Here is a 12,382-nt window from a genome sequence, read left to right as displayed (position 1 = left end):
ATAGGCATACATTCTTGAAAGTAAGCGATGTGTGTAGCAGGCAAATGTCAGCTGATGCGGCGCATGGACTGGATCATCGTTTTAATCGCTTTTCCGCCATCACCCACAAGATCAAAGTCTCGCTCGCTGCGAAGCCATTCATTCAGCAAACCGCCCAGCACTGCGAGCAAAATTTGTGCAGCAGAGATGGCCGTCCACTCTTTGGAAAGCTCGTCACGGCGTTCCGCAACTTCAAGCAGACCGGAAAAAAGCGACAATACATTTCCACGTGCTTCGCGAAGATGATCGACAACGGGTGCTATTTCGCCAACATATTCGCAACGCTGGTGAATAATTGTGAAAACATTCTGCTGTCGCTCATTGGTTATAAAATGCCCAAGTGCCGTCAGGATTGATTGCTCAAGAACATAAAGCGGGTTAGGGTGGTCGCATTCCGCAGCATGGCGCATAATTTCTTCATGCGGAAAGCATGTGCGGTTCAGAATTGCTTGAAATATGTCGAGTTTATCTTGAAAATGGAAATAGATCGCACCGCGGGTTACGCCTGCCTGGCATGCGATTTGCATCAGAGTCGATTGGGTTAGTCCGCGGTCCAGAAATACCTGCTCGGCGGCTCTCAGAATAGCATCGCGTGTTTCTGCGGCCTCGGCCTTCGTCCTTCGCATTCCGGTTCTCTTAGCATTCCCATCGTGAGCCAAAGGTCAGGATAAAACGGATTTTTCGTTCACAAACAGGGTAACTCATTCGTGATACGTAACATTAGGTGATTGACTATAACACGGTAATTCGTATTTACAAACATTCGTGTATGTTTATTCGGCCGCACCGTGCGACATCAAGGGCAGCTCCCACTATGACCATGACCAGTTCCATCCGGATTTTTGCGGCGAGTGCCGCATTTTTCATTCTAGCGGGGCAATCTGCTCTCGCGCAGGCACCGGGAGGTGCTACGCCACCGCCGCCGCCAGTTACCGTCACCGAGATTAAAGTCGAAAATGTGGAAGTGCCTTATGAATATGCGGCGCGCGTCAGCGCATTCCGTGATGTTCAGGTGCGCGCCCGTGTTGGTGGCATTCTTCTGCATCGTAATTTCGTAGAAGGTACGGAAGTCAAAGCTGGCGACCTGCTGTTCGAGATTGATCCGGCAGTTTATGAAGCAGAAGTTGCGCGTGCGCAGGCTCAGGTCGCGCAGGCCGAAGCGACGTATCAGCAGTCGATCCGCGATGCAGAGCGCGCTGAACAGCTGGTGCAGCAGAAGGTGCAGAGCGCGGCAGTCCGCGATACTGCATTGGCAACCCGCGACCTCAACAAGGCCGCTGTTGCGGCTGCCAAGGCGTCGTTGCGTACAGCAGAACTCAACCTCAGCTATACCAAGGTTACGGCACCGATCAGCGGCATCACGAGCCTTGAGCAGGTTTCCGAAGGCAGCTTGATTGGCACCGATGCAACGTCGAGCCTGCTAACCTCGATCACCCAGATCGACCCGGTTTACGTAAACTTCTCGTTCACGGATTCGGAAGCTGCTGAAATTCGCAAGCTGCGCGAAGCACGTGGCGCGACGGGACAGGACGCCGATCGTCTTCGTATCAAAATCCTGTTCGGTGACGGTCAGGCCTATGACAAGGAAGGCACCATCGACTTTACGTCTTCCTCGCTCGATACCGAAACCGGAACGCTTGGTGCTCGCGCTGTCGTTGACAATCCGGATCAGCGTCTGATCCCGGGCCAGTTCGTTCGTGCGGCTATTCTGGGTGTTACCATCGACGACGCCATTCTGGTTCCAAAAGCAGCCCTGATGCAGAGCCCGCAGGGCCAGTTCGTCTATGTTGTCAACAAGGACAATGTTGCAGAAGTTCGTCCGATCAAGATCGCGCGCGAGCTCACCGATGCATGGCTGATCAGCGAAGGCTTACAGGCCGGCGACCGCATCATCACCGAAGGCGTGATCAAGGCGGCTCCGGGTAAGACGGTGCAGCCGGTTGAGGCGAAAGCCGAAAATGCAGCTGGAGCAGAGGCCGGTAAAGAACAGGCGGCAGACAAGCAATGAATAAGTTCTTCGTCGATCGTCCGGTCTTTGCGGCGGTCATCTCCATCGTCATCGTGCTGGCAGGCCTCATTGCCATGCGGATTCTGCCGGTCGCGCAGTATCCCGAGCTGACGCCGCCGCAGGTTGTCGTTAGCGCGACCTATCCGGGTGCCAGTGCTGAAACAGTAACACAGACCGTTGCGGCTCCTCTTGAGCAGCAGATCAATGGCGTCGAGAACATGCTTTATATGCAGTCCTCGAGCCTTGGCAGCGGCACCATGCAGCTGACCGTGACCTTTGCTCTGGGTACTGACCCGGATCAGGCTACGATCAACGTCAACAACCGTGTGCAGCGTGCAACCTCGTCTCTGCCGCAGGAAGTGCAGCGTCTCGGCGTCACCGTCGATAAGCGTTCCAGCACCATCCTCGGCATGGTGGCGATGTTCTCGACCACCGACCGTTATGATCGTACCTATGTTGGTAACTATGCGCTTCTGAACGTCATTGACGATCTCAAGCGTCTGTCCGGCGTGGGCGATGTTCAGTTGCTTGGTAATATCGAATATTCGATGCGCGTTTGGCTGCGCCCTGACAAGCTGGCACAGTATAATCTGACACCATCAGATGTGCAGACGGCTATTCAGGAACAGAACGCGCAGTTCGCGGCCGGTCGCTTTGGCGATCAGCCTGATCCGCAGGCAGGCCCGTTCACCTATACGGCGACCACACAGGGTCGTCTGCCGGATGCGACGGCGTTTGAAAACATCATCCTTCGTTCAGATAAGAATGCGGCGACGCTTCTTCTGAAAGACGTTGCGCGTGTGGAACTCGGCACAGAAAGCTATCTGGTTGACAGTGTGCTCAATGGCACGCCTGCTGTTCCGATTGCGATCTACCTTCAGCCGGGCGCAAACGCGCTCAACACGATGGAACTGATCCAGAGCCGCATGGCGGAACTGAAGACCAGCTTCCCTGAAGGCATTGATTATTCCATTCCTTTCGACACCACCAAGTTCATTAAGGTCTCGGTGGAAGAAGTGATCCACACTTTCATCGAGGCGATTATCCTCGTTGTCTTGGTGGTCTTCATCTTCCTCCAGAACTGGCGTGCAACGCTTATTCCGGTCATCGCGGTTCCGATCTCGATCATTGGTACATTCGCGGGCATGTATGTGCTTGGCTTCTCCATCAACCTGCTGACATTGTTCGGTCTGGTTCTGGCGATTGGTATCGTGGTCGATGACGCCATCGTGGTGCTGGAAAACGTCGAACGTATCATGACGACCGAAAAACTGCCTCCGCGCGAAGCTGCCATCAAGGCAATGAGCGAAGTGACAGGCCCGGTTATCGCGATTGTTCTCGTGCTTTGCGCCGTGTTTATTCCGGTCGCCTTCATGGGCGGTCTGGTCGGCGAAATGTATAAGCAGTTCGCTGTTACGATTGCGATTTCGGTGACGATCTCCGGTGTCGTGGCTTTGACATTGACGCCCGCACTTTGCGCGCTGATCCTCAAGCCTGGCCATCATGAGCCAATGCTGCCATTCCGCATCTTCAACCGCTTCTTTGATCGGTTGACGAACGGATATACCGCTGGCGTTCGCTTCTTCCTGAAACGCGCTGCAATCGGTCTGCTGATTTTCGCAGGTATTCTGGGCGGCACCTATTATCTTTTCCAGAAAGTGCCGGGTTCGCTGCTTCCTGATGAAGATCAGGGGTTCCTCTTCAGCGTGGCTATCCTGCCGCCGGCTGCATCGCTGGAGCGCACAAGTGCGGTTCTGCATGAAGCCAGTGAAAATATCCGCAAGCATCCTGCTATCGAAAGCGTGTTTGAAGTCGCTGGCTTCGATCTTCTTTCGGGTGGTTTGAAAACCAGTGCAGGCACGATGTTTATCATGCTCAAGGACTGGAAAGAACGCACAACGCCTGACGTCGATGCGCGTAATCTTCCCGGTGCAATCATGGGCATGAATGCGGGTATTCAGGATGGTCTGGTTCTGGCATTCAATCCGCCACCAATTCTGGGTCTCAGCACGACCGGCGGTTTTGAGCTTTATGTTCAGGATCGTACAGGCGGTGGCGTTCAGTCGCTGACCGATGCGACGAACCTTCTGGTCGAGGCCGCTGCCAAGCGTCCAGAGCTTGCCGGTGTTCGTACGACGTTTGATCCGAATGTGCCGCAATATGACATTCAGCTTGACCGTCAGAAGGCCAAGGCGATGGGTGTGCCGATCAATTCGGTGTTCACCGCCATGCAGGCGACTTTCGGTAGCGTTTATGTCAACGACTTCACTCTCTATGGCCGTAACTATCAGGTCAACTTGCAGTCGGAAGCTGAGTTCCGCCGTGACCCAAGCGATCTCAAGCATGTGTTTGTGCGCGCCGATTCAGGCAGCATGATCCCGCTGAGCGCGCTGGTAACGGTGAAGCGTATCGTCGGTCCTGATCAGCTTGAACGCTTCAACGCGTTTAACGCAGCCAAGGTTACGGGTAATCCGGCTCCGGGTTACACATCGGGCGACGCCATTAAGGCGATGCAGGCTGTGGCTACGGAAGTGCTTCCGCAGGGCTTCCAGATTGCCTGGACGGGTTCCGCCTATCAGGAAGTCTCGACAAGCGGCAGTGGCACGCAGGCTATGATCTTCGGTCTGATAATGGTGTTCCTGATCCTTGCTGCCCAGTATGAACGCTGGAGCCTTCCGCTGGCAGTTATCACGGCTGTTCCATTCGCTATCTTCGGTGCGCTTCTGGCAACCGATCTGCGTGGTCTTACCAACGACGTTTACTTCCAGATTGGTATGGTGACGCTGATAGGCCTTGCGGCGAAGAACGCGATTCTGATTGTGGAATTTGCCGTGTTGCAACGAGAAGAGGGCAAATCGGCCATTGAGGCCGCTGCCGAGGCTGCACGCCTGCGCTTCCGCCCAATTGTGATGACGTCGCTGGCGTTCATCCTCGGTGTGGTTCCGCTGGCAATCAGCTCGGGTGCGGGTTCGGCAAGCCGTCACTCGATTGGTACGGGCGTTATCGGTGGTATGTTGGCTGCAACCTTTATTGCAACCTTCTTCATTCCAATGTTCTACAGCCTCATTGCTCGTAAGCCGCCCAAAACGCGTCCTGACGATACGGCTGTGGCACCAGCGCCTGCACCAGCAGCGCCGGGCGATGGAAGCGGCTCTGCCCATTAAAACTAATCCCGGTGGGCTGCTCAGTTCACCACCGGGACGATACCTGAACAAAAAAGCCCCGCTTATGCAGCGGGGCTTTTTTATTGAAGAAATATTTCAAAATCCAAGGCATAGCGTTCAGCGCTCGAAATGCGGTTCATGTCATATGGTTCGCACATAACATTAAATAACACTTGCCACAGCTTCCGCACCCATAGTCATCGAATGCTATCGGTTAGGAGAACCCTGTCACTTCAGATTGGCTGATAAACCACTCAGTTGGCGATGAATTGTTAAATCGGCCCCAAAATTCTAGCCGAGTGAAATTTTTCACGCGGCTTTCATAAAACAGAATGCAAGCCAGCAAAAGCTTTACACCTTCAAGTGGCGCCTCAGAAATGCGTCATCACGCTTTGCGCAATTGCCCAAAGAATGATTGCCGCAGGAACTGTCAGGCAAGCCAAAAAGATACCGAAGAATACATAAGTTGCTTCGTTCGGCGAGCGCTGTGTCTGTGCAGGAGCTTTGTGCCAATGAGTACTGATGCCTTGGTACATGAATTATTCCTCCTTATCCCTGATTTTTATTATCGATCAAAAGAAAGAATCTGCAAGTGCAAATAAATATCTGGATTTATTGAGAAAATATGATAAAAGCGACACGGAATTTACGGAATTATGCGCTTGATAGCCCCGTATAAATCAAAGAATCTCCATTCAATATTTTGATTTCAAATAATTTTACTTATGTACTGTAAGTATCGAATAATCGGTATTTTCAATAATCACTGAAAATTCAGATGAGGTTGCGCACTTAGGTGCGACAAAATGGCACAAAATTGTTGGCGCCGTGACGACGCCACGTGCGTGATTAATGGCGGGCTTGATGCTGCGTGAGCCTTTTGGAAATATACCCTGGAGTCTATTAGTAGAAGCTATTTGGAAAATATCGCAGATAAAGTTCCGTAAGCTTGCCCTGCTGTTGCAGTGATTGAAGTGCATTATTAAATGCGCTGGCCAAAGCCGTATCTTTTGGTGCAACGGCTATGCTCATTCCTTGGCCAAGAAACTGCGGCGCAAGATAAGGCCCATCAGTGAACGAGCAGCAATTATTGGCCTCTTCACTTTCGAGCCAAGACGATAGGGCCATTCCATCGTCAAAAATGGCGGTAACCTGGTCGGTTTTTAATCCAGTCAGCAGACTGGCTCTGTCGGGATAGGTCTGCGCCGTGGTTGCTGGAAAATAAGCTTTGAGGAGCTGCTCGTGTGCGCTGTTGGCGATGACGCCAATATTCTTGTTTTTGGTTGCAACTGCTGCCGGATCCGCGAATGTGTTTGCCGTCTTCGTCATAAAACGTGCAGGCAGGCGCATATATGGGCGGGTGAATAGGAATTTTTCGCGGTTCGTTTCGCTGATGCCCACGCCCGCGATAATGGCTTCCGCTTCACCGCTTTCCAGCTTGGCTTCGAGTTCACTCCATGGCACTGCCTCGATCTGGCAAATGTCACTTAATCTCATTTGGCTGCAGAGCGCTCTCGCGAGATCGACATTATAACCTGAAAGCTGCCCGGCATCATTGACTGTGTTGAAAGGTGGGAAATCAAGTGTTGTGACGAAGCGTAGTCTGTTCAGCCCGTTTAAAGCGGGCAAAGCCAGTCGTTCCTTCTCGTTAAAAAAGGACGGAGCTTTAAGCGTGGTCTGCGCGTTGGTGGAAGGGGTGCCAAAAAGCCAACAAGCAGTAAGTGCTATGCCGAAGAGGTGCCATTTCATCGATTTCTTATATAGATGCGATCCTATAATTTCGCGTTAACGATCTATGATGTGGCGCGTTAGATAAAATCTCAAGTGAATACGGCTCGATATTGTCGCAATAATTGGCATTGCAAAAATTACTCTGTTTCTGTTTAAATAAAAACGAAATACATATGGATGGTGAGGGTTATTATCATAATATATAATTTAGAAAGATATGTATAATATACATAAATACAAATTATATATTAGAAAAATTAAAAATAATTATTAATGGTGCGGGGGCGCTATGAGTAAGGGGTCGATTGGGTTCGATCTTGCGGTATGCACAGCCATATCTGCGAGATTGGAGCGACGAGGTGTGTCGCGGGCGTGTCTTAAACATGCATATGAAAGGGCTCTGATTAACGGAACGAGTTTTTGCGAAGAAATTCAACATGCGAAAGATGTCACGGAGACGATGCTTTTCGAGGCTATCGCGGACTATCTTGAGCTGCCGTTTACATCGGAGATATTGCCGTCTCGGGTTTTTGTTTCTGGGGAAGCAGCGGCAACCGTCGTTGAGGTCGGGCAAGCCCTGGTCTTGGGGCCAGACGGTTCAAGTTATCTTTATCTTGCGCCGAATGAGCGTCGGACTGCACGGCTTCTGGAACATCTTCGTCGTTCGCCAGAGCTGCGAGCGCGCATTCGGATATGTACGCACTCCTTGCTCAAGCAGATATTGCGACAACGACATCAAGACGAATTGATTCAACGTGCGCACTTGATGACGCCTAAGCCATTCTCGGCCGCTCGTGTGCTTGAAACACCGCAGGCATTTCTCATCGCTATGGGCCTTTACGCCTTTATCGCCTGCATTGTCGGTTGGCCAATGCAAACGATATTTGTATTGCATACGAGCCTGACATTATTCTTTTTGGGCTGCGTGCTCATACGATTATCAGCTGCTGTTTCCAGTCGAAGGCTGCGTTTGTCACAAATTCATCCATTCAAGAAACGTGACTTGCCGGTCTATTCCGTGCTCGTTCCGCTGTATCGCGAGCAAGCTGTCGTCGGACAACTGATTTCAGCGCTAGATCAGATCAACTGGCCGCGCAGTAAACTCGACATTAAGCTCGTCTGCGAAAAGGATGACTTCGATACAATCGCTGCCATTCGCAGTTGCAGGCTGCCGAGCAATTATGAAATCATCCTCGTTCCATCAGGCGGGCCGCGGACAAAGCCAAAAGCGCTTAATTATGCCTTGCAGTTTGCGCGTGGGGAAATTGTGGCCGTTTTTGACGCAGAGGATCGCCCGCATCCGGATCAGCTGCTTGAGGCTTGGCAGGCATTTCAGCGTGAAGGCAGAAAACTTGCTTGTGTTCAGGCTCCTTTGATTATCGGAAACTTCCGCCAAAATCTGCTGACGCGGATGTTTGCATTTGAATATTCGGCATTGTTTCGGGGGCTTTTGCCGTGGCTTGCGTCGCAAGGGCTGGTTGTTCCGCTGGGCGGCACATCCAATCATTTCCGCCGTTCCTGTCTGGAGGAAGTTGGGGGGTGGGATGCCTATAATGTGACCGAAGATGCTGATATGGGCCTGCGTTTGGCACGGTTTGGCTACGGTATCGATGTTATTAGTCGGGGAACGATTGAAGATGCACCAATAGATTTCAGCGTATGGAACAAGCAGCGCACCCGCTGGATCAAGGGCTGGATGCAAACCTGGCTGGTTCACGGTCGCAATCCCTATGCCGCATCACGTGAACTTGGGTGGTGGCGTTTTGCCATCAATCAAATTTATACCTTGGGTATTATCGGTTCGGCGCTTTTGCATCCGTTTATGTTGATGACCGTTCTGTTGCTTTTCGGAAGCTTGTTTTTTGCACCGCTTGATGCCGAAAATATCTGGCTCCTGCGCATTGATATGGTGAATATCCTGCTGGCCTATCTGAGTTTTTATGTGCTTGGGTCAAAAACAATGGAGCCAACAGAGCTTGGCGGCTATGCCTATATTCTGGCAATTCCGGTTTATTGGGTTCTCATTTCGCTCTCTGCATGGCGCGCCGTTTGGCAGCTGGTGTGGAGACCCCATTTATGGGAGAAAACTCCGCACCAGCCGAGCTTGTTCTATGTGCCCGAAGAGGAAGGTTTTGGCATACTGGATGCAAGAAATTCAGCACCACGACCAATAATGGATTGATCTTCCGGACCAATGGCTTCGAGATCACGGCCCGTATAGGGCAATGTCAGCAACACGCGCCGGATTGCAGCCAGTCTGGCGCGCCGTTTGTCGTTGGAGCGGATGATTGTCCATGGCGCATAGCCAGTATCCGTGCGCTCAAGCATGGTATGGAGTGCAGCTGAATAATCGTCCCAGCGCGAGATGCCTGCCACGTCCATCGGTGAAAATTTCCAGCTTTTAAGCGGGCTGTGACGGCGCTCATGAAAGCGCTTGAGCTGCATTTCCTGACCAATATCGAGCCAGAATTTGAAAAGGTGAATGCCTTCCGTCACCACCATACGCTCAAAGTCAGGCGTCTCTGTCAGGAATGTTTCTAGCTGTTCTGGTGTGCAAAACTGCATGACGCGCTCAACACCTGCACGATTATACCACGAGCGGTCGAAGGTGACGAACTCGCCCGATGTTGGAAAATGCTGGGTATAGCGCTGAAAATACCATTGTCCGCGCTCTGTCTCGGTTGGCTTTGGCAAGGCGACATTGCGCGCAGTACGTGGGTTCATGAACTCGCGAAGGGTGAAAATCGTGCCACCCTTTCCAGCAGCATCGCGGCCTTCAAAAACATTGATGACGCGACCGCCAGTCTCTTGCAGCCAGTATTGCAGCTTCACCAGTTCAATTTGAAGTCGCTCCAGCATTTCCTCGTAATCCTTAACCTTCATTTTATCGGGATAAGGATAGCCACCCGATTGCAGCGCATTGTCCTCAATCCAATCCGGGAGTTTTGGATCGTTGATGTCGAACTTCTGCGTCTTGCCATTAATTTTCAGCTTGATGGGTTTTGTGTCGCCCTTATCGGCATTCTTTTTGTTAGCTGTCTTTGAACTGTCACCCACCGCAAGCTCCTTTGCTATATAGACAAAAGCATGTTTCAAACATGCCCATCCCTGTTGTTTACATGATATGGGCTGATTGTGATGGACGTAAAGGACGCAATGCTGATTTTTGGCGCATCTGCGTCTTCATGGTAAAGCGCGCGTTATAAAACTGAGAGAAGTACGAATGAGTGAAAACAACAGTCAGGATGCAGCCGTTTCAAATGCGGATGAATCTTTTTTCGCGCCGCTTCTCAGGGTTAAAGGTGTGCTGATTGCAAGCCTTGTTGTGATCATCTGCGTCATGGTGCTGGATCTGCCATTGTGGTTCCGCATTGTGCTGCTGCTGCTGATCGTCGTGGGTGCGATCTGGGTTGCCAGTGCCACAACCGACGATGTCGTTGAGCAAAAGCCGCAAAGTGAGAGCATTGTCAGCGAGATGGACAATGTCACGGGCGAACGTCTTTCGGACCTGTTGACGGATCCGATGATTGTCTTTGACCATCGTGCGACGGTGCTTTTTGCCAATGTGTCAGCGCGGGATGCTTTTCAGTCGCTTGAAAAGGATACCGGGCTTTATCTGCGCTTCCGCGCACCGGAGATGCATGCACTTATTCAGGGTGTGATCACCGATGGCGAGCCGCGCAGCATCGACTATTTCGAGCGCGTGCCGATTGACCGCTGGTATAAAGCCATGGTGAAGGCGCTTCGGGGTGCCGATGGCAAGCCAGAATTGTTTGTCCTGCTGTTTCGCGATCAGAGTGAAACGCGCCGTATTGACCGCATGCGCTCGGACTTTATCGCCAATGCAAGCCATGAATTGCGCACGCCGCTGGCTTCGCTGCTTGGGTTTATTGAAACGCTGCAAGGGCCGGCGCGCAATGATGCGGGCGCACGCGAGCGTTTCCTTGGCATTATGCAGAAGCAAGCCGAGCGCATGTCGCGTTTGATCGATGATCTTCTGTCGCTGTCCCGGCTTGAAATGCGCGCACATCTGGCGGTGACTGAATGCGTCGACATGACAGCCGTGCTTAATCATGTGGCTGATACGCTAAGCCCGCTGGCACAAGGTCTGGATGTGGTCATTGAGCGCCATCTGCCAGATCATCCGCTAAACGTCACCGGCACGCGCGACGAGCTCATTCAGGTGTTTCAGAACCTGGTCGAAAATGCCTGTAAATACGGTCAGGGCGGCAAGCGCATTATCGTGAACCTGAATGAAGAAGTATCGCAAGGCGTATCTGAAGTCGTGGTGTCCGTGCAGGATTTTGGACCGGGCATCGCAGCGGAACATCTGCCGCGTCTGACGGAGCGCTTCTATCGCATTGATGTAGAGACCAGCCGCGCCCAAAAGGGTACAGGCCTCGGGCTGGCCATTGTTAAGCACATTCTCGCCCGTCACCGCGGACGTCTAGTCGTGCGCTCGCAGCTCGGCGAAGGTTCAACTTTTATGGTGCGTTTGCCAAAGCGCGCATAAACCAGACACATTCTGACACGCAAAGAAAAACCCCGGAGCGAAGACGCTGCCGGGGTTTTAATTTAAACCCTGTCGAAATTGATCAGCGTGCGCGGCGGCGTTCTGCTGTTGGCTGGAAAGCCAGCTTCGAGTGGTAGCCGCAATATGGGCTGGATTCACCGGATTCACTGCCGCAGAAGTGGAAGTCTTCGTTGAGCGGATCGCCGATTGGCCATTTGCAGGTGCGTTCGCTCAACTGCAACAGTGTCAGCTTGCGCGAGATTGGCACGACAACGTCGGATGCCGGGCGAACAACGCGTTCGGTGACAGCATCTTCGACATATTCCATCTGGAGTGCAGTTGCACCGACAGTCTGGGTTACGGTTGCAGTGCGAATGGTGGTGGTCGCTTGCGGGCGGCTAGCACCATTGCTGCTGCTGGTCGTTGCTGTAGCCGTTGGGCGTGGGGTCGCTGCAACGGTGTTAACTTTTTTGCTGCGCGGAGCAGCGGTCGTGGTTTTACCACGGCCTGACAATTTCAGACGGTGCACTTTGCCGATCACTGCGTTGCGGCTGACGCCACCAAGCTGCGCTGCGATCTGGCTCGCGCTCAAGCCATCATTCCATAGCTTCTTAAGCAGTTCGACGCGCTCATCTGTCCAGTTCATTGCCCTGGGCTCCAATCAATCTTCGTTATCCGGAATCCACCAGCGCCCCCGAATTACTTCGGGTGCAAATACTATATCTATCCGGGTGACTAGGTCCGCCGTACAAAATGTGGTTTTTTACTTTAAAAATAAACTACATTATTGAACGACGCCATGACAAGGGATAGCCTTATCAGGCGGATTCCATTTTTATGGTTTTCCCCAACTTGGGTGCTAAAGACGGTTTTTCTGAGTCATCTGCGCGTATTTTGCAGCAGCTTTTCAGAGGTGCGCCCCGTCAG

Annotated in this window: 9 protein-coding genes; 4 read left to right on the top strand and 5 right to left on the bottom strand. The window is 52.2% G+C overall.

The features are described 5' to 3' along the window. Positions 1–47 precede the first annotated feature (47 nt). Positions 48–665 (bottom strand): TetR family transcriptional regulator, encoded by a 618-nt coding sequence (locus J2782_RS07315; protein WP_310010933.1) that lies wholly within the window; start codon positions 663–665, stop codon positions 48–50. 188 nt (positions 666–853) lie between these two features. Here J2782_RS07315 and J2782_RS07310 point away from each other — a divergent pair, with 188 nt between their 5' ends. Together J2782_RS07310 and J2782_RS07305 are read left to right on the top strand one after the other, a co-directional pair. Continuing rightward, a complete protein-coding gene (locus J2782_RS07310) occupies positions 854–2,047 on the top strand; it encodes an efflux RND transporter periplasmic adaptor subunit (RefSeq protein ID WP_310010932.1) in 1,194 nt (397 codons plus the stop codon). Next, complete coding sequence (locus J2782_RS07305) at positions 2,044–5,211, top strand: efflux RND transporter permease subunit (protein ID WP_310010931.1); 3,168 nt, start codon at positions 2,044–2,046, stop codon at positions 5,209–5,211. The genes J2782_RS07310 and J2782_RS07305 overlap by 4 nt, the downstream gene beginning before the upstream one ends. A 371-nt stretch (positions 5,212–5,582) precedes the next feature. Here the strand turns inward: J2782_RS07305 and J2782_RS07300 are convergent, their stop codons facing one another. Together J2782_RS07300 and J2782_RS07295 are read right to left on the bottom strand one after the other, a co-directional pair. Next, positions 5,583–5,747, bottom strand: a complete 165-nt coding sequence (locus J2782_RS07300; protein WP_310010930.1) for a hypothetical protein — start codon at positions 5,745–5,747, stop codon at positions 5,583–5,585. Positions 5,748–6,114: 367 nt separating this feature from the next. Then, positions 6,115–6,960, bottom strand: a complete 846-nt coding sequence (locus tag J2782_RS07295; protein ID WP_310010929.1) for a transporter substrate-binding domain-containing protein — start codon at positions 6,958–6,960, stop codon at positions 6,115–6,117. Between the two features lie 271 nt (positions 6,961–7,231). Here J2782_RS07295 and J2782_RS07290 point away from each other — a divergent pair, with 271 nt between their 5' ends. Then, positions 7,232–9,124 (top strand): glycosyltransferase family 2 protein, encoded by a 1,893-nt coding sequence (locus tag J2782_RS07290; protein ID WP_310010928.1) that lies wholly within the window; start codon positions 7,232–7,234, stop codon positions 9,122–9,124. Here the strand turns inward: J2782_RS07290 and ppk2 are convergent. After that, complete coding sequence (gene ppk2, locus J2782_RS07285; RefSeq protein ID WP_310010927.1) at positions 9,052–9,999, bottom strand: polyphosphate kinase 2; 948 nt, start codon at positions 9,997–9,999, stop codon at positions 9,052–9,054. The genes J2782_RS07290 and ppk2 overlap by 73 nt on opposite strands. A gap of 166 nt (positions 10,000–10,165) precedes the next feature. Here ppk2 and J2782_RS07280 point away from each other — a divergent pair, with 166 nt between their 5' ends. Then, the gene (locus tag J2782_RS07280; protein WP_310010926.1) at positions 10,166–11,455 is read left to right on the top strand and encodes an ATP-binding protein; all 1,290 of its coding nucleotides are present in this window, start codon (positions 10,166–10,168) and stop codon (positions 11,453–11,455) included. Positions 11,456–11,537: 82 nt separating this feature from the next. Here the strand turns inward: J2782_RS07280 and J2782_RS07275 are convergent, their stop codons facing one another. After that, positions 11,538–12,101 (bottom strand): GcrA family cell cycle regulator, encoded by a 564-nt coding sequence (locus tag J2782_RS07275; RefSeq protein ID WP_250040037.1) that lies wholly within the window; start codon positions 12,099–12,101, stop codon positions 11,538–11,540. Between the last annotated feature and the right edge of the window lie 281 nt (positions 12,102–12,382).

The sequence above is a fragment of the Brucella pseudogrignonensis genome, from assembly GCF_031454375.1.
Classification (GTDB): domain Bacteria; phylum Pseudomonadota; class Alphaproteobacteria; order Rhizobiales; family Rhizobiaceae; genus Brucella; species Brucella pseudogrignonensis_A.
The sequence above is the reverse complement of the archived record's forward strand: the minus strand, read 5'-3'. Positions and strand labels throughout refer to the sequence as shown.

Excerpts from the sequence above, each read along its gene's own strand:
- J2782_RS07305 (WP_310010931.1), top strand. The coding sequence starts at position 2,044 with ATGAATAAGTTCTTCGTCGATCGTCCGGTCTTTGCGGCGGTCATCTCC.
- J2782_RS07280 (WP_310010926.1), top strand. The coding sequence starts at position 10,166 with ATGAGTGAAAACAACAGTCAGGATGCAGCCGTTTCAAATGCGGATGAA.
- J2782_RS07275 (WP_250040037.1), bottom strand. The coding sequence starts at position 12,101 with ATGAACTGGACAGATGAGCGCGTCGAACTGCTTAAGAAGCTATGGAAT.
- J2782_RS07295 (WP_310010929.1), bottom strand. The coding sequence starts at position 6,960 with ATGAAATGGCACCTCTTCGGCATAGCACTTACTGCTTGTTGGCTTTTT.
- J2782_RS07290 (WP_310010928.1), top strand. The coding sequence starts at position 7,232 with ATGAGTAAGGGGTCGATTGGGTTCGATCTTGCGGTATGCACAGCCATA.
- J2782_RS07310 (WP_310010932.1), top strand. The coding sequence starts at position 854 with ATGACCATGACCAGTTCCATCCGGATTTTTGCGGCGAGTGCCGCATTT.
- J2782_RS07315 (WP_310010933.1), bottom strand. The coding sequence starts at position 665 with ATGCGAAGGACGAAGGCCGAGGCCGCAGAAACACGCGATGCTATTCTG.
- J2782_RS07300 (WP_310010930.1), bottom strand. The coding sequence starts at position 5,747 with ATGTACCAAGGCATCAGTACTCATTGGCACAAAGCTCCTGCACAGACA.